This window comes from Sphingobium sp. B12D2B (assembly GCF_025961775.1).
Classification (GTDB): Bacteria; Pseudomonadota; Alphaproteobacteria; order Sphingomonadales; family Sphingomonadaceae; genus Sphingobium.
Map to the genome: position 1 here is coordinate 922,254 of NZ_JAOQOH010000001.1, position 16,416 is coordinate 938,669.

At 67.1% G+C, this 16,416-nt stretch carries 13 protein-coding genes; 9 read left to right on the top strand and 4 right to left on the bottom strand.

Translation table 11 applies throughout. The annotated features are described in order from the left end of the window. Positions 1-64: 64 nt before the first annotated feature. Positions 65-724: a class I SAM-dependent methyltransferase gene (locus M2335_RS04430; protein WP_264577419.1), complete on the top strand. Its 660-nt coding sequence runs from the start codon at positions 65-67 to the stop codon at positions 722-724. Here the strand turns inward: M2335_RS04430 and M2335_RS04435 are convergent. The 4 genes from M2335_RS04435 to M2335_RS04450 form a co-directional block, all read right to left on the bottom strand. Next, on the bottom strand, positions 687-1,640 hold the full coding sequence (locus M2335_RS04435; protein WP_264593906.1) for a DMT family transporter: 954 nt from the start codon (positions 1,638-1,640) through the stop codon (positions 687-689). The genes M2335_RS04430 and M2335_RS04435 overlap by 38 nt on opposite strands. Continuing rightward, a complete protein-coding gene (gene rarD / locus M2335_RS04440; RefSeq protein WP_264593907.1) occupies positions 1,637-2,566 on the bottom strand; it encodes an EamA family transporter RarD in 930 nt (309 codons plus the stop codon). Before rarD ends, M2335_RS04435 begins: the two co-directional genes overlap by 4 nt. A 14-nt stretch (positions 2,567-2,580) precedes the next feature. Continuing rightward, positions 2,581-2,808: a hypothetical protein gene (locus tag M2335_RS04445; protein WP_413715145.1), complete on the bottom strand. Its 228-nt coding sequence runs from the start codon at positions 2,806-2,808 to the stop codon at positions 2,581-2,583. 136 nt (positions 2,809-2,944) lie between these two features. Then, complete coding sequence (locus tag M2335_RS04450; RefSeq protein ID WP_264593908.1) at positions 2,945-3,373, bottom strand: GFA family protein; 429 nt, start codon at positions 3,371-3,373, stop codon at positions 2,945-2,947. A gap of 169 nt (positions 3,374-3,542) precedes the next feature. Between M2335_RS04450 and M2335_RS04455 the strand changes: the two genes are divergently transcribed. From M2335_RS04455 to lon, 8 genes are all read left to right on the top strand, one after another. Next, a complete protein-coding gene (locus M2335_RS04455) occupies positions 3,543-3,902 on the top strand; it encodes a c-type cytochrome (protein WP_264593909.1) in 360 nt (119 codons plus the stop codon). A 149-nt stretch (positions 3,903-4,051) separates the two neighbouring features. After that, on the top strand, positions 4,052-7,261 hold the full coding sequence (locus M2335_RS04460; protein ID WP_264593910.1) for an autotransporter domain-containing protein: 3,210 nt from the start codon (positions 4,052-4,054) through the stop codon (positions 7,259-7,261). Between the two features lie 304 nt (positions 7,262-7,565). Continuing rightward, positions 7,566-8,108 carry a sigma-70 family RNA polymerase sigma factor gene (locus M2335_RS04465; RefSeq protein ID WP_264593911.1) on the top strand — a complete coding sequence of 181 codons (543 nt, stop codon included), beginning with the start codon at positions 7,566-7,568 and terminating at the stop codon, positions 8,106-8,108. After that, complete coding sequence (locus tag M2335_RS04470; RefSeq protein WP_264571229.1) at positions 8,098-9,081, top strand: FecR family protein; 984 nt, start codon at positions 8,098-8,100, stop codon at positions 9,079-9,081. The genes M2335_RS04465 and M2335_RS04470 overlap by 11 nt, the downstream gene beginning before the upstream one ends. Beyond that, positions 9,063-11,540 carry a TonB-dependent receptor gene (locus M2335_RS04475; RefSeq protein WP_264593912.1) on the top strand — a complete coding sequence of 826 codons (2,478 nt, stop codon included), beginning with the start codon at positions 9,063-9,065 and terminating at the stop codon, positions 11,538-11,540. Before M2335_RS04470 ends, M2335_RS04475 begins: the two co-directional genes overlap by 19 nt. Before the next feature lie 176 nt (positions 11,541-11,716). Continuing rightward, positions 11,717-13,312: an AbgT family transporter gene (locus M2335_RS04480; protein ID WP_264593913.1), complete on the top strand. Its 1,596-nt coding sequence runs from the start codon at positions 11,717-11,719 to the stop codon at positions 13,310-13,312. Between the two features lie 115 nt (positions 13,313-13,427). Beyond that, the gene (locus M2335_RS04485) at positions 13,428-13,844 is read left to right on the top strand and encodes an Hsp20/alpha crystallin family protein (RefSeq protein WP_264593914.1); all 417 of its coding nucleotides are present in this window, start codon (positions 13,428-13,430) and stop codon (positions 13,842-13,844) included. Further along, positions 13,844-16,279 carry an endopeptidase La gene (lon, locus tag M2335_RS04490; protein WP_264593915.1) on the top strand — a complete coding sequence of 812 codons (2,436 nt, stop codon included), beginning with the start codon at positions 13,844-13,846 and terminating at the stop codon, positions 16,277-16,279. The genes M2335_RS04485 and lon overlap by 1 nt, the downstream gene beginning before the upstream one ends. Positions 16,280-16,416: the final 137 nt, after the last annotated feature.

Sequence of the window (16,416 nt, forward strand, 5' to 3'; positions counted from 1 at the left end):
TTGATGACTCTTTTCGTCGCCCGGTCTGTTATAGAGGGTGAGCTTGAACAGGGAGCATGGATCGATGGATGACAGGTCGAAGCCTTGGCTGACCGGTGAAGCCCCCGCACGGGGCGGCAAGCGTCATGCCCCCGCCACGGTGCGCAACCGCGATGCCATCGCCCAATTGCTCGCGCAGACCCTGCCGGCCACCGGGCTCGTGCTGGAGATCGCCAGCGGCTCGGGCGAACATGCCGTGCATTTCGCGCGCTGCTTCCCTGCCTTGCGCTGGCTGCCGAGCGACCCTGACCCTGTCGCGCGCGCCTCGATCACCGCCTGGGCGGATGAGGTCGCGCTGCCCAATCTCGCTCCGCCGCTGCAGATCGACGCTGCCGATCCCGAGGCCTGGCCGATCGGCGAGGCGGACGCGATCCTGTGCATCAACATGGTGCATATCTCGCCTTGGGCTGCGACGCTCGGCCTGCTCCACGGCGCGGCGATGCTGTTGCCGGAAGGCGCGCCGCTCTTTCTTTACGGCCCCTATTTCCGCCGCGAGGCGGAGACGGCCCCAAGCAATCTCGCTTTCGATGAGTCGCTGCGCGCGCGCGACCCCGCCTGGGGCCTGCGCTGGGTGCATGATGTCGAGGCGGCAGCGGCGTCCGAGGGCTTCGAGCTGAAGCGCGTCGTCGAGATGCCGGCCAATAATCTCAGCCTGATCTTCCGGCGCGGTCCTCATCCGGGCTGACGGTGAGCGCGCGGCGGCGCACATGCTCGCGCCAGGCGATGTAGAGGCCGCTCGCCGCGATCAGGCCCGCCCCGACCCACGTTGAAGGCTCCGGCCAGTAGGACCAGAGCAGCCAGCCGGCCAGCGTGGCCCAGATCATCTGGCTGTAATCCATGGGGATGACGATGGAGACCGGCCCGTAGCGCAGGGCCGAGGTCATAAACAATTGCGCCGCCCCGCCGGTCAGCCCAAGGCCGACGAACAGCAGCCATGCGACGGGATCGTGGCTTTGCCCGTACCAGATCAGCATCAGCCCAAGCGGTGGCAGCGAGAGCAGGGTGAACCAGAAGACGATGATCGGGGCCGATTCGCGCTTGCCGAGATCGCGCAATACGATGGCAACGAGCGCCGTCACCATCGCCCCACCGAGCGCCACGAACACGCCGGCAGAGGCGAAATTGGCGGAGTCCGGATGGGTCATGATGACCACGCCGACAAAGCCGAGCAACACGGCGCTCCAGCGGTGGATACCGGTCTGTTCGCGCAGCAATAGCGCCGAAAGGATTGTGGCGAAGATCGGCATGGTAAAGCCGATGGAGGTCGCTTCCGCCAGCGGCAGCAATGCGACCGCGCCGAAGTTGAGCAACATGCCGATCATGCCGAGGCTGGTGCGGGTGATGTGGGTGCGCATCGGTGCCTTGGGCAGCAGGGCCGTGCCCATCAGTGCGACCGCCCAGAGCGCGGCGACGGGGAAGGCGAATAACTGCCGGTAGAACACCACTTCGGCCAGATTGGCGCCGCGCTCGATCAGCAGCTTGCCGATGGCGTAGGTCGCGCCGATCATCATCATCGCCAGCAGCCGCAGCATGATCGCGAACAGGGGCCGGTCGCGGCGTGCGGGTGCGGAGGGGGCCGCGGCAGCGGCGGCGCTGCTCATGCCAGCGTGCGCCGCCGCGCGCGAGCGCCGCTCAGACTGTCCCACACGAACAGCGCGAGGGCGACCCAGATGAGCAGGAAGCTGCCCCAGCGCCCGGCGGACATCGGCTCGCCGAACAGGAATACCCCGCACAGGAACTGCAGCGAGGGAGCGATATACTGCATCAGCCCGAGCGTCACGAGCGGCAGGGCGCGCGCGGAAATAGCGAACAGGATCAGCGGCACGGAGGTGAGCGCCCCGGTGCCGATCAGGCCGATCGTCACCCAGCGATCGTCGCCGAACGCCAGCGTGCCCTGCGCCGCATAAAAGCTGACCAGTGCGAGGGCCGGCGCGCATAGCACGAGCGTCTCGACCGCCAGACCGGAGGTGGAGGGCACCGGCGTCAGTTTGCGGACAAGACCGTAGAAGGCAAAGCTGATCGCCAGCGCGAGGCTGATCCAGAGCGTCTGCCACTCGCCGATGGCGAGCAATGCCACGCCCACCGCCGCGATGCCGATGGCGACAGCCTGCCGGCGGCGCAGCACTTCCTTGAGCACCAGCGTGCCGAGCAGCACATTGACCAGCGGGTTGAGGAAATAGCCAAGGCTCGCCGCCACGACATGGTCGGTATCCACCGCCCAGATATAGACCAGCCAGTTGATGCCGATGAGCACCGCGCTCAGCGCCAGCGCGGCGAGAATGCGCGGCTGGCTGAAGATCGCGACGAAGGCGCGATATTGCCGCATCGCCGCCAGCACGATGGCGAGGAAGGCGACGGACCAGATCACCCGATGCGCCACGATCTCGAAGGGAGAGACATGGCCGAGCAGCTTGAAATAAAGCGGCATCAGGCCCCAGATCGCATAGGCGCCGACGCCGGCGAGCAGACCCGCGCGCCGTTGGGCCGCCTGTTCGGCATCCGCGATGTCGGTGGGTTGGCTGCTCATATTGCCGCTCTCGTTCAGAAAATTCCGCCGCCGGCCCACAGGCGCAACATGCCGAAGGCGGCCACGGCGAGGCAGAAATTGCGCGCTCCGGTGCCCGCCGCGAACTGGCCGATCAGCGCCCCGAACAGGGCCATCGGCACAATCACCCAGTTGGCCCAGCCAAGGCCGGGGATGATGGCGGGAATGGCAAGAATCAGCGCGACCGCGCCGATCAGAATGGAGAGCAGCGAAAGCATCCCCATCCCATGGGCCTGACCGGGGATATTGGCAAGTGCAGGTGGCACCAGAGACTTGAGGTGTTTGCAGCCTCAGCCGAGGGAGCGCGAATTTGGAATGATTGATCTTAAAGAATATTCCAAATAGGTTTTAGATCGTCCTTCAGTCCGTGCCCTGAATCAGCGGCTTCACCCAATCCAGCGCCGTCTCCGCGAAGAAATGGCGACCCGGCACCACCCAGCTCGTATCGTCCAGCGTGCCCGGCTTGAGCGTCTGCATGCCTTCATGTCGATGACGACGATGGACCAGCCGCGACCCACAGTCGGCGCAGAACAGGCAGTCGAGCCGATGGCCGGCGTCGGTGTCACGCGTCCAGATCGCCGGCGTCCCCTGTGTCAACGCCAGGCTCTCGATAGCCACACCCATGGAGAGCCCAAAGGCGCTGCCGCTCTGCTTGCGGCACAGGCTGCAATGGCAGGCCCAGATGCCCAGCGGCGGCGCGCTCAGTTCATAGCGCACCGCGCCGCACTGGCACCCGCCGCTCTGGGGAAAGCGCACGTCAGAAAAGCGCGTTGTGTTTGCCTGGCCCATGGCTCTGCTCCTCTCGTCTTGTCGCGCGCGTCAGCCGCCGTTCAGCCGCCCCGGTTCAGGCGTCGGGACGAAGGCCTTGAGCGTCAGGCGCGGTTCTGGACTTTTTTGTCGATCCTGACTTAGGGCGCAGATGATTAGAATGGCAATGATTCGGATGGAGGGATTTTCTGTGACACGCGCAAACGCCGCCAAGATGTCGAGCATAGCAGCGATTGCCGCCCTGCTCGACGCAGCACCGCTTGCCCTGATTCCGGCGCAGGCAGCCGATGCGCCCGCCGGCGATCCTGCCCATGGCAAGCAGGTGTTCGAGAGCACCGTATGCGGCGCCTGTCACACGCTGGCCGCAGCTGATGCCAGCGGCCCCATCGGCCCCTCGCTGGATGGCAATGCCAATCTCACCCACGCGCTGATCGTCGAGCGCGTCACCAAGGGCGCCGGCGCCATGCCCGGCTATGAGGGCCAGTTGAGCGAGAAGGACATCAACGACGTCGCCACTTATGTGATGAGCGTGGCGGCAAAACCGCAATAAGCGGCAGATCGGCGGGCCTCAGTCCGCCGGTCGCCGCATCACGCGGCGCAGAATATCGGTCGGAGCCAAGGCTGTATGCCCTCGGCTCCGTCCTGCTGGTCAAGGGGGGAGGGAACACTCCCCGTTACTGAACGACCAGCGGAGTATTCATGCGTCATTTCCTGCTTGCTTCCACCTGCGCCTTCGCTCTTGCCAGTGCGGCCTCAGCGGAAACCTCGATCACGACCAAGCGGACCACCGCAATCGCGACGGCCACCGCAAACAATGGCGCGGCCGACGATATCAAGATCGCCTCGGCGGGATCGATCGAACTGACCGGCGCAGGTAGCGTTGCGGTCACGGTCAACAGTGCCAACAAGATCACCAGTGAAGGCACGATTCAGATCAGCAATGCGGACAATGCCGCGGGCATCGTCGCCAATGCCGGCACGTCGGGCGGCATCGTCCACAGCGGCAAGATCATCATTGATGAGAGCTACACGCCCACCGATGGCGATAATGACGGCGATCTCGACGGGCCGTTCGCGGTCGGCACCGCTCGCCACGGCATCCGCACGCTGGGCGCCTATTCCGGCGCCATCACCGTGGCGCGCGGTGCCACGATCCAGGTCGAGGGCAATGATTCCTTCGGCATCCGGCTGGGCGGTCCGCTCACCGGCGCCTTCTCGCATGATGGCACGACCAGCGTGCTGGGCGATCGTGCGATCGGCGTGCAGGCCGGGGACATCAGCGGCAATGTCCGCCTTGCCGGCACGGTCGGCGCGCAGGGCGTCAATGCGGTCGGCGCGGCGTTCCTGGGCAATGTCGGTGGTACGCTGACCATTCAGGGCGCGATCAGCGCCACGGGCTATCGCTACACCACGCCGCCGTCCGACCCCTCCAAGCTGGATGCAGACGATCTGCTGCAGGGCGGTTCGGCGGTCATCGTGGAAGGCAGTGTTGCGGGCGGCATCATCCTTGCCGTACCGCCAAAGGACACCAGCACCACCGATGATGATGAAGACAAGGACGGCATCAAGGACAGCGAGGAAGGCTCCGCCGTCGTGCGCTCTTATGGTGCAGCCCCGGCAATGCGGATCGGCGCGGCCGGGCGGGATATCGCCATCGGTGCGGTGCCGGCGACGGGCAGCGGCTATGGCCTGATCATCGACGGCACCGTGTCCGGCAGCGGCCTTTACACCGGCGTGCAGGGCAATGGCCTGCTCGTCGGCGGACAGGGTGGCGCCGTGACCATCGCCGGAGGCATCGGTATCAGTGGCAGCGTCGAGGCCTCCGCCCGCGATGCTTCGGCGACGGCCCTGCGCCTCGGCGCCGGGGCATCGACACCGCTGCTGCAAGTCACCGGCAAGGTCGAGGCGACCGGCACCAGCAAGGATGGCACGACGGCGACCGCCGTGCGCGTCGATGCCGGCGCCAGCCTGCCGACCCTCCGCAACGCCGGCACGATCAAGGCGACGACCGGCGAGGCCGGCAGCGCGGTCGCCATCGTCGATGCCTCGGGCGGGCTGACGCTCATCGAGAATAGCGGCGCCATCTCGGCGACCGGCGCCAAGGCGGATTCGGGGCGCAACATCGCTATCGATCTCGCCGCCAATAGCAGCGGCGTGACCGTCAAGCAGACCGAGGTCGCCGCCAGCGCCACCGCGCCCAGCATTGTGGGCGATGTCCGCTTCGGCAGCGGCAATGACATGTTTGACATTGCGGACGGCACGGTCACCGGCAACACCAGCTTCGGGGCCGGAGCCGACACGCTCCAACTACGCGGCGATGCGGTCTACACCGGCAATGTCGCCTTCGGTACCGGCACGAGCACGATGAGCCTTGCCGGCACGTCGCGCTTCAAGGGCACGACCGATTTCGGCAGCACCGCGAGCACGCTCTCGATTGGCGGCACTGCCGTCTATTCCGGCACCTTCGCCAATGCCGGCCAACTGGCGCTCAGCCTTGCGGGCGGCGCACTCGATCTCACGGGCCCGGCGCAGATCGGCAGCCTGGTCGTGACCGACAAGGGCGCGCTCGGCATCACGCTGGGGGCGGCGGGCAACAGCACGGCCTATCTCTCGGTCGCCGGCACCGCGAGCTTCGCGGCGGACTCGCGGCTGGTGCTGCGGGTCAGCGATATCGAGAATGCGGTGGGCAATCATCTGGTGCTGACAGCCGGCACGCTCACCGGCGCCGGCAACCTCAATGCCGAAACCGCGCTGGTGCCCTATCTCTACAAGGCGACGCTCAGCAGCAGCGCCAACACGCTCAGCGTGACCCTCGGCCGCAAGACCACTGCGGACCTTGGCCTCAACCGTTCGGAGGCTGCTGCCTTCGATGCGATCTATGCCGCGCTCTCCAAGGACGAGCGGGTTGAAACCACCTTCCTCGGCATCACCGATGGTGAGGACTTCCGCACCAGCCTGCGCCAGCTCCTGCCCGATCATGCCGGCGGCACCTTCCAGGTCGTCACCCAAGGATCGCGCACCTTCGGTCGGATGCTGGATGACCCCACCGGCCCGTTCAAGGATCAAGGCAAATGGGGCTACTGGATCAACCAGCTCGTTTGGGGCGTCGAAAAGGGGCGCAGTGACACGGCGGCCTATGAGACCTCCGGCTGGGGCTTCGGCGGTGGCGCCGAAATCAAGACCGGTCTTGGCAGCTTCGGCACGTCGGTAGCCTATCTGTGGGGTCGCAATCGCGATGGCGACACGGCCAATCAGGTGACCGCCAACCAGATCGAGGTCGCCGGCTACTGGCGCCTGAAGACCGGGCGCTTGCGGGCGACGGCGCGAGGGTCGGTCGGCTTCGTCGACCTGGAAGGCAAGCGCAGCTTCGACGGGCTGAAGGATGGCACCGCCACCACGCTGACCGCCAATAGCGATCGCAATGCCCGACTCTATTCGGCCATGGGCACGCTCTCCTACGACTGGGTGTCGCAGGGCGGAATCTCCTTCCGCCCGGTCGTGTCGCTCGATTATTTCCGGCTAAAGGAGAATGGCTACACCGAGACGGGCGGCGGCGATGCCATGAACCTCATCGTGCGCTCGCGGACCAGCGACGAGCTGGCGGTCACCGGCACCGCAGTGCTGGGCATCGACATGGGCGGCCAGGATGAGTGGTCCGGCTGGTCCCGGCTGGAGGTAGAGGCCGGTCGTCGCGAGATCGTGAGCGGCAATCTCGGTACCACGGTGGCGCAGTTCATGGGTGGCGAGGCGTTCACGCTGTTGCCCGATGATCGGGAAAGTGGTTGGGTCGGGCGCCTGCGCGGCGTCGCCGGCAACAGCGGCTTCCAGATCGGCGGTGAACTCGGCGCGGAGCAGTATCAGGGCAATTGGGCTCTGTCGCTGCGCGCCAGTCTTCGCATCGGCCTCTAAACGGTTCTTGAGGCCGATGTGCGGGCAAGAGGGAGCGTGGAACCGTGCCCACCACCCCCCCACTCCCTCTTGCCCAACCCGGAGTTGAATGGAGATGACCGTCCTTGCGATCGACCGCTGCACGCACGCTGGCTCACAGTCCCCTTGCGCCGTTCGCTCACGGGGCGTGGAGCCCGTGTGGAGCAGGCTGCGCCGGCCCTTGCGCGTCGGTGTCAGCGGGCTATACCGCGCAGGAGCTTCAGGTGCGACCCGGGACACAGGTCGCCGGGCGATGAAGGCACGGGGAAGCCACAACGGACGGGCCATGAGAGGTGAAACGGGAACCGATACCGGTCCTGTCGAAGGGCAGGGGCTGGCCAGTGCGCTGATGGCGCATCGCGTCCAGCTCATCCGCTTTCTGGTTGCCCATGGCGCCGGGGATGCCGCCGAGGATCTGTTTCAGGAATTGTGGATGCGCGTCACCCAGCGCCCTACCGGCCCGGTCGGCAATCCGCTGGGCTATCTGTATCGCGCCGCCAACAACCTCATGGTCGATCGCTATCGTGCCGAGCGGCAGGCGCGGGCCCGCGATCAGGCCTGGACGGAGGCGCGCGGCACGGGGGAGGTCGTACCCGAGCCGACTGCGGAAGCGCAGCTGATTGCGCGCGAGGATTTGCGGCGGTTCGACCGGGCACTGGACGCGCTCGGCTCGCGCGCCTCCCAGGTTTTCCGCCGCTATCGTCTTGATGGCGTGCCCCAGCGCCAGATCGCCGCCGAGCTGGAGGTAAGCCTCAGCACGGTCGAGAGCGATTTGCGCCGTGCTTATGCTGCCCTGCTGGCCGCGAGGAGACAGTCCGATGACGCATGATCGGCAGGCGGGGATGAACCCGGCGGACGCTGCGGCCATCGACTGGCTGATGCGCCAGCGCGATCCGGCCTTCAATGCTTGGGAGGCCTTCACCGACTGGCTCGAGAGCGATCCGGCCCATGCGACCGCCTATCACCAGCTCGCCGCGCTGGATGCCGATCTTGATACCTTGCCCGCCCGCCCCGAGGATATCTGGCCGGAGGGCGCCGCCGTGGCGCGGGACGGGGGCCGGGCCGCTCCCGCCACACCGTCCATGCCGCGTCGCTTCAGCCGTCGGCTGTGGGTCGGGGGCGCGCTGGCGGCTTCCATCGCCGGCATGGTCGGCATCGGCCTGTTTCAGGCGTCGTCGGATAGCTACCGGGTGAAGACCCCATTGGGCCGCTCGCAAGTGGTCACCCTTGTCGATGGCAGCGAGATCGCGGTGAACGGCGGCTCCTCGGTCAAGCTCAGTCGCAGCGATCCGCGCCGGATCGAGCTGGAGGAAGGGCAGGTGCTCGTCTCCGTCGTCCACAAGGATGCTGCGCCATTCCGTGTGTCGGTCGGCGGCGCCGAGCTGGTCGATGTCGGCACGGTGTTCGATGTCGCGCGCAATGACGGGCGGATCAGCGTGGCCGTGTCGGAAGGCGCGGTGGTCTACAATCCGCGCGGCGCGGCGATCCGCGTCGATGCCGGCTATCGCTTCACCGTGCGGGATGATGGCAGCGCGACGGACCTGAGCGCGGTCAGTCCCGCAGCGGTAGGCGGCTGGCGCGCCGGCCAGCTCGTCTATGATGGTGTGCATCTGGATGATGTCGCGGCGGAAGTCGCGCGCACCACCGGCATTGCCCTGCGCACCACGCCAGCCGCGGCAGGCATCCGCTTCCGCGGGGCCCTGCGCACCGATCTGCCCGAGGAACGGCTGGTGAACGATCTCGCGGCCCTTTCCGGCACCTCTGCGACAAAGGAAAGCGGAGGGTGGACGCTCTCAAGATAGCTCGTGCCCAGCTGGCGCTGTTCGCCACGGCGGCGCTGCTGGGCGTCGCCGGGCCGGCCGCCGCGCAGGCGCCGCAGACCCGGCCCATCGACGTGCCTGCAGGGCGCTTGTCCGATCGGGTGCCGCAACTCGCGCGGCAGGCGGGCATCAGCATCAGTGTGACCAGCGACGCGCTCTGGCGCACAAAGGTCAAGCCCGTGCGCGGCACCATGACGCCGGCCGAGGCCATTGCGCGGATGCTGGCCGGCACGCGCAGCCGGGCCGTGCAGTTGAGCGCGACCAGCTGGCGGATCGATGCCGTCAGCGCGCCCGTTACCGCGGCCCAGGCGCAAAGGCCGAGGCGTCCGGTCGCCGCGCCGCCCCCTCTGGCCCCGCCGGCCGAGGTGGAATCCTTCGTCGTCACCGCGAGCAAGCTCGATCAGCGCTATGAGGATTATCCGGGCGCCGTGCATTTGCTGGATGGCGCAGAGCTGCGGTTTGGGGGTGAGCGTGGAACGGACTCGATCGCCTCGCGCTTGGCCAGCGTCGCCTCGACGCATCTGGGCTCCGGGCGCAACAAGCTGTTTATTCGCGGCATTGCCGATTCCAGCTTCACCGGGCCAACGCAGGCGACGGTGGGCCAATATCTGGGCGATTTGCGCCTCACCTATAATGCGCCGGACCCGGATCTGCGCCTGCAGGACATCAAGCAGGTCGAGGTGCTGGAGGGCTCGCAGGGCACGCTCTATGGTGCCGGCTCGCTCGGCGGCATCATCCGGCTGGTGCCCAATGATCCTGATCCGCGCGGGTTCACGGTTGAGACCAGCGCTGGGCTCAGCGTCACCCAGCATGGCGAGCCGGGTGCCGATGTCGCCGCGACCGTCAACATGCCCATCGGTACGCGCGGCCATGCCCTGCGCCTGACCGGCTATGGCATCACCGACGGCGGCTATATCGACAATCCGGTGCGCGGCGTGAACGACGTCAACCGCACGCGCATTGCTGGCGGGCGCGCCGTGCTGCGGTTGGACCTGGGCGATGCATGGACGGTGGATGTCGGTGGCATCTATCAGTCGACGCTCATCGACGATTCCCAATATGCCGACCGCGACGCCCCGCCGCTCACCCGCAACAGCTTTGTCGTCGAGGACGCCAATGCCGATTATGGCATGGCGACGCTGGTGGTCCGCAAGGATTTCGGCGCGCTGCGCTTCCAATCCTCCAATGCCTATGTCAGCCACGGTCTGGACGAGCGCTTCGATGCGACGCGGACCGACACGCTCCCACGCGTGTTCGAGCAGCGCAACCGCACGCGGATGCTGACCAGCGAGACCCGGCTATGGCGCCCGGTCGAAAATGGCTTTGGCTGGGTGCTGGGCATCAGCGCCATCGACAATGAGGCCGAGCAGCGCCGCGCCTTCGGGCTCACCACGCTGCGGGCCGCTGCCACCGGCGTGCGCAATCGCGTCACGGAGCTGACCGGCTATGGCAAGCTCAGCGTCGAGGTGTCGCGCGGCATTTTGCTGAGCGGCGGCGGGCGGATCACGCACAGCCGGTTGAGCGGCAGCGCGGAGGATGTGCAGCCGCTGTTCGCGTTGCAGGGCGGCGAAATTGTCGCGAGCCGGACCGAGACCAAGCTGCTGCCCTCCGGCGAGGTGCTGGCGCATCTGGTGCCGGGCCTCACCGTCTATGCCCGCTATGAGGAGGGCTTCCGCCCCGGCGGCCTTGCCATCGAATCCCAATTCGTCCGCCAGTTCCGCAACGATCACATCCAGAGCCTGGAAGGCGGGGTGCGGATGGGTAGCGCTTATTATGGCTTCGCGGCCAGCCTTTCGGCCGCTTACGCCTATTGGCGCGACATCCAGGCCGATTTCATCGACGGCAATGGGCTGCCGACCACGGCCAATATCGGCAATGGCCGCATCACCTCCATAGCCGGCAGCCTCTCGCTCTTCCCGCTCGAGGGGCTGCAGATCGATTTCAATGCCGTCTACAATCACAGCCGCGTCATCGCGCTGACGCCTGAGGCGTTCCGGCTCGCCGCGCTGCGGGCCGCCGATTTGCCCGTGACCAACGCCCTGGCCCAGCTTCCCGCTTTGGGCTCTCTCGGTCAGCTCAGCGCGGATGCCTCGCCCGGCAGCATTCCCAATGTCGCGGAATATGCCGCGCAGGCGCGCATCGACTATCGCGTGCCGCTGGGTGCGGCGGATCTGCGGTTGGCCGGCTGGCTCAAATATATCGGCCCCTCGCGCCTTGGCATCGGGCCGGTGCTGGGCGACGAGCAGGGCGATTATGTCGATACCGGCGTCACCGTCCGCTACGGCGATGCGCGACGGGGTGTGACGCTGTCGCTCACCAACCTGCTGGACACAACCGGCAACCGCTTCGCGCTCGGCACGCCCTTTGGCACCGGCACCGGCGGCTACACCACGCCCCAGCGCCCGCGCACCGTGCGCATTGCGGTGGATTATCGCTATTAGGTCTCACGCGTGCTCCTGCGGAAGCAGGAGGCCAGGGCCCAACCGACCACCTTAACTGCCCTAGGCTCCTGCTTTCGCAGGAGCTCTGGATCGCCTCCAGCCCACCACCCGCCTTGCCCCACTCGCGCCGTCGGGTTAGCACAAGCCAAGCGATCACAATCACATAGCGAGGGCTCGTGGCACAGGCGGGGACGGACAGCGCACCAAAGGGTATCCTCGGCTGGATCGAGCGGACGGGCAACAAGCTGCCCGATCCGGTGTTCATCTTCTTCTACCTGATCCTCGCGCTGGTACTGATCTCGCTCGTCGCCGCGCTGGCCGGCCTGTCGGCCGTGCACCCGACGCAGGTCGATGCGCAAACCGGCGCGCCGGTAACGATCACCGCCCAGAGCCTGCTCGGGGCCGAGAATATCCGCCGCCTGTGGGTCGAGATGCCCGCCACCTTCACCCATTTCCATCCGCTCGGCTATGTGCTGGTGGTGATGCTCGGCGCGGGCGTGGCCGAGCGCTCCGGCCTGTTCGGCACTGCCATGCGCGCCAGCGTCGCCAATGCACCGGCCGCGCTGCTCACGCCGATGGTCGCCTTCGTGGCGATGATGGGCAATCTCGCGGCGGATGCGGCCTATGTCGTGCTCGTGCCGCTAGCCGGCATCATCTATGCGGCGGCGGGTCGCCATCCCGTCGCCGGGATCGCAGCCGCCTTTGCCGGCGTGTCCGGCGGCTTCTCGGCCAATCTCCTGCCCGGCCAGCTCGACGCGCTACTCTTCGGCATCACCCAGCAGGCCGCGCAGTTGCTGGATGCCGACTGGCAGATGAACATTGCCGGCAACTGGTTCTTCATGGCCGCTTTGCTCATCCTCTACATCCCGGCCATCTGGTACGTGACCGACCGGATCATCGAGCCACGCCTTGGCGGCTACGTGCCGCAAGGTGAGGCGGCGATGATCGCGGGAACGCCGGATGCCACCGCCGAACAGCGCCTCACCACCGCCCAGCGCAAGGGCCTGCGCCACGGCGGCCTGGCGATGCTGGCGGTGGTCGCGCTCTGGGCGATCATGGCGCTGATGCCGGGCGCGCCACTGGTCGACGCAAATGCAGCGGTGCCGGAGGCGCGGCTGACGCCTTTCTACCAGTCGCTGGTCGGCGGCTTCTTCCTGCTCTTCCTGGCCGGCGGCTGGGCCTATGGCAAGGCGGCGGGCACCATCGCCGATCATCACGACGTGGTGAAGATGATGAGCGGGGCGATGGGCGACCTTGCTTATTATCTCGTCCTCGCCTTCGCCGCAGCGCATTTCGTGGCGATGTTCGGCTGGTCCAATCTCGGCCTGATCTTCGCAATCCACGGCGCGGGCGGTCTGCAGGCCGTCGCCTTGCCGACGCCGGTGCTGCTGCTTCTGATCGTGCTGTTCACCACCGTGCTCAATCTGTTCGTCGGCTCGGCCAGCGCCAAATGGGCGCTGCTTGCCCCGGTCTTGGTACCGATGCTGATGCTGCTCGGGATCAGCGCGGAGACGACGACGGCCGCCTATCGCGTCGGCGATGGGGCGACCAACATCATCTCGCCGCTGATGGTCTATTTCCCGCTAATCCTCATTTATTGCCAGCGCTGGGTGCCGAGCTTCGGCCTTGGCAGCCTCGCGGCGGTCATGCTGCCTTATTCGCTCTGGCTGCTGCTCTTTGGTGGGGCACTGCTCGCCGGCTGGACGCTCCTCGACCTGCCGCTCGGGCCGAATGCGCCCGTGCATCTGCCTGAGGTGCTACCTGCCGACTGATTGCTGCCTAGGCTTTCCCGCGCCCTTCTGCCGGGCTTGAAATCGGTCCGGCGAGCAACCTTATTGGATGCACGCCGCGCATCTCGCCCGGTGAGCCATGGGGAAGAGGGCGCGCATGACTTCGCGGAACAGGCACTGGATGTGGGCCGATGCGGTCGACCTGCTGGATCGCATGCAGCGCCTCCAGCAGCAGAATTATGCGCCCGTCCGCGCCGCCAGCGGTCCGCCGGCCTGGGAGCCGCCCGCCGACATGATCGAGACGGCGCTTGAGGTGCTGGTCATAGTCGCGCTGCCCGGAGTCGATGCCGAGAAGGCGGAGGCGTTCATCGAGGATGGCGTGCTCATTGTGCGCGGCCAGCGCATCCTGCCGCCGGAGCTGCGCACCGCGCGCATTCATCGCCTCGAACTGCCGCAGGGCCGCTTCGAGCGCCGGCTGCCGCTCCCCGGCGGCCAGTATCACGGTGTGCGTCGCACCGCCGTGAATGGCTGCCTGCTCGTTACGCTCAGCAAGGTCGATGGAGGCCGCTTCTGATGGAAGTTCTGACCACGAACACCGCCAATCCCACGTCCACCGGCGCCGCGCAGCCCCAGGGCGCCGCGCCCGGCGAGACGCAGCCTTTCCGGACGCTGCCGGAGGATGCGATCATCATCGTCCCCGTGCGCGGCTTCGTGCTGTTCCCCGATGTGGTGATGCCGCTGGCGCTCAGCCGCGTGATCTCGGTCAACGCTGCACAGGCGGCGGTGCGCGAGAGCCTGCCGATTGGCGTGCTCACCCAACGCGATGCGGGCGTCGACGCGCCCGTCCCGGCGGACATGCACGCCATGGGCACGCTCGCCAATGTGCTGCGCTATGTGACCGCGCCCGATGACACCCATCACCTGATTCTGCAGGGCGAAACGCGCTTTCGCATCGTGGAGTTTCTGGAAGGCTGGCCGTTCATGGTCGCCCGCGTCGAGAAGCTCGCCGAGCAGGAGGACAAGACGCCGGACGTCGAGGCGCGGCTGATCCATGTCCGTAAGCAGGCGCTGGAGACGGTGCAGCTGCTGCCGCAGGCGCCGCAGGGTCTGGCCGAGGCGATCCAGAACATCGCGTCGGCCTCGACGCTGGCCGATACCGTTTCCGCCTATCTGGACGTGGATACCACCCAGAAGCAGGAACTGCTGGAGACTGTCTCGCTGCCGGCGCGGCTGGACCGTGTCTCACGGCTGCTGGAGCAGCGCCTGCAGGTGCTGCGCCTCTCGGCCGAGATCGGCAAGGACGTGCAGGAGACGCTGACCAGCCGTCAGCGCGAAGCGATCCTGCGCGAGCAGATGGCCGCGATCCAGCGCCAGCTGGGTGAGGATGATGGCCGCGCGGCGGAAATCGCGGAGCTGACCGAGAAGATCGAGGCCGCCAAGATGCCCGAGGCGGTCGAGAAGGAAGCGCGCAAGGAACTGCGCCGGCTCGAGCGGATGCCCGAGGCCGCCGCTGAACATGGCATCATCCGCACCTATCTCGACTGGTTGACGGAACTGCCCTGGGACATCCCTGAGGAGCAGTCCATCGACATCGCCAAGGCGCGCGAGACGCTCGATGCGGATCATTATGGCCTCGACAAGATCAAGCGAAGGATCGTCGAATATCTCGCCGTGCGCAAGCTCGCGCCCGGCGGCAAGGCGCCGATCCTGTGCTTCGCCGGCCCGCCCGGCGTCGGCAAGACCTCGCTGGGCCAGTCCATCGCGCGGGCCATGGGCCGCCCGTTCGAGCGGGTGAGCCTGGGTGGCGTGCATGACGAGTCCGAGATCCGCGGCCACCGCCGGACCTATGTCGGCGCCATGCCCGGCAACATCATTCAGGCGATCCGCAAGGCCGGGCGGCGCGATTGCGTCATCATGCTGGACGAGATCGACAAGATGGGCCGCGGCGTGCAGGGCGACCCCTCGGCCGCGATGCTCGAAGTGCTCGATCCCGAGCAGAACGGCAGCTTCCGGGACAATTATCTCGGCGTGCCGTTCGATCTCTCGCGCGTGGTGTTCATCGCCACCGCCAACATGCTGGAGACCATCCCCGGCCCGCTGCGCGACCGCATGGAGATCATCACCCTCTCGGGCTATACCGAGGATGAGAAGCTGGCGATTGCCCAGCGCTATCTCGTCGCGCGCCAACTCGCCGCCAATGGTGTCACGGCCGAGCAGGTGACGGTGGACGATGCCGTGCTGAGCGAGATCATCCGCTACTACACCCGCGAGGCGGGCGTGCGGAACCTGGAGCGGGAGATCGGCAAAACCATCCGCAACGCCGCCGTGCGGATTGCCGAGGGCAGCGCCGCGCAGGTCTCAATAGGTGTCGATGATCTGCACGAGGTGCTGGGCGACCGCATCTTCGAGAATGAGGTGGCGCAGCGCACCAGCGTGCCCGGCGTTGCCACCGGCATGGCCTGGACGCCCGTCGGCGGCGATATCCTGTTCATCGAGGCAACGAAGATGTCCGGCTCCGGCCGGCTCATCCTCACCGGCCAGCTCGGCGACGTGATGAAGGAAAGCGCGCAGGCGGCGCTGAGCTTGCTCAAGAGCCGGGCCGACAGCCTCGGCGTCTCGGCGGAGCTGTTGGAGAAGAGCGACATCCACGTCCATGTCCCCGCAGGCGCCACGCCCAAGGACGGGCCGAGCGCGGGCGTCGCCATGTTCATGGCGCTCACCTCCCTACTCACCGGCCGCACGGTGCGCAGCGATACCTCGATGACCGGCGAGATCTCCCTGCGCGGCCTCGTGCTGCCGGTGGGCGGCATCAAGGAAAAGGTTGTCGCCGCCGCGAGCGCGGGCATCACCCGCGTGATGCTGCCCGCCCGCAACAAGCGCGACTATGACGACATCCCCGCGAATGCGCGGGAGAAGCTGGAGTTCATCTGGCTGGAGACGGTCGAGGATGCGCTGGCGGCGGGGCTGGACGATCCGATCCTGCTTGCGAAGGAGCCGGCCGAAAGCTGACCTCCATCAACCCCTCCCCTTCAGGGGAGGGGGAGGGGGTGGGGGCGATGCGCAGCATCGCTCGCTTTGCGAACATTCGTAGGCGTTGAGCCCCACCCCAACCCTTCCCCGAAGGGGAGGGGCTATAATTGTCCGCG

Excerpts from the sequence above, each read along its gene's own strand:
- M2335_RS04460 (WP_264593910.1), top strand. The coding sequence starts at position 4,052 with ATGCGTCATTTCCTGCTTGCTTCCACCTGCGCCTTCGCTCTTGCCAGT.
- M2335_RS04485 (WP_264593914.1), top strand. The coding sequence starts at position 13,428 with ATGACTTCGCGGAACAGGCACTGGATGTGGGCCGATGCGGTCGACCTG.
- M2335_RS04430 (WP_264577419.1), top strand. The coding sequence starts at position 65 with ATGGATGACAGGTCGAAGCCTTGGCTGACCGGTGAAGCCCCCGCACGG.
- M2335_RS04450 (WP_264593908.1), bottom strand. The coding sequence starts at position 3,373 with ATGGGCCAGGCAAACACAACGCGCTTTTCTGACGTGCGCTTTCCCCAG.
- M2335_RS04470 (WP_264571229.1), top strand. The coding sequence starts at position 8,098 with ATGACGCATGATCGGCAGGCGGGGATGAACCCGGCGGACGCTGCGGCC.
- rarD (WP_264593907.1), bottom strand. The coding sequence starts at position 2,566 with ATGAGCAGCCAACCCACCGACATCGCGGATGCCGAACAGGCGGCCCAA.
- lon (WP_264593915.1), top strand. The coding sequence starts at position 13,844 with ATGGAAGTTCTGACCACGAACACCGCCAATCCCACGTCCACCGGCGCC.
- M2335_RS04445 (WP_413715145.1), bottom strand. The coding sequence starts at position 2,808 with ATGGGGATGCTTTCGCTGCTCTCCATTCTGATCGGCGCGGTCGCGCTG.
- M2335_RS04465 (WP_264593911.1), top strand. The coding sequence starts at position 7,566 with ATGAGAGGTGAAACGGGAACCGATACCGGTCCTGTCGAAGGGCAGGGG.
- M2335_RS04435 (WP_264593906.1), bottom strand. The coding sequence starts at position 1,640 with ATGAGCAGCGCCGCCGCTGCCGCGGCCCCCTCCGCACCCGCACGCCGC.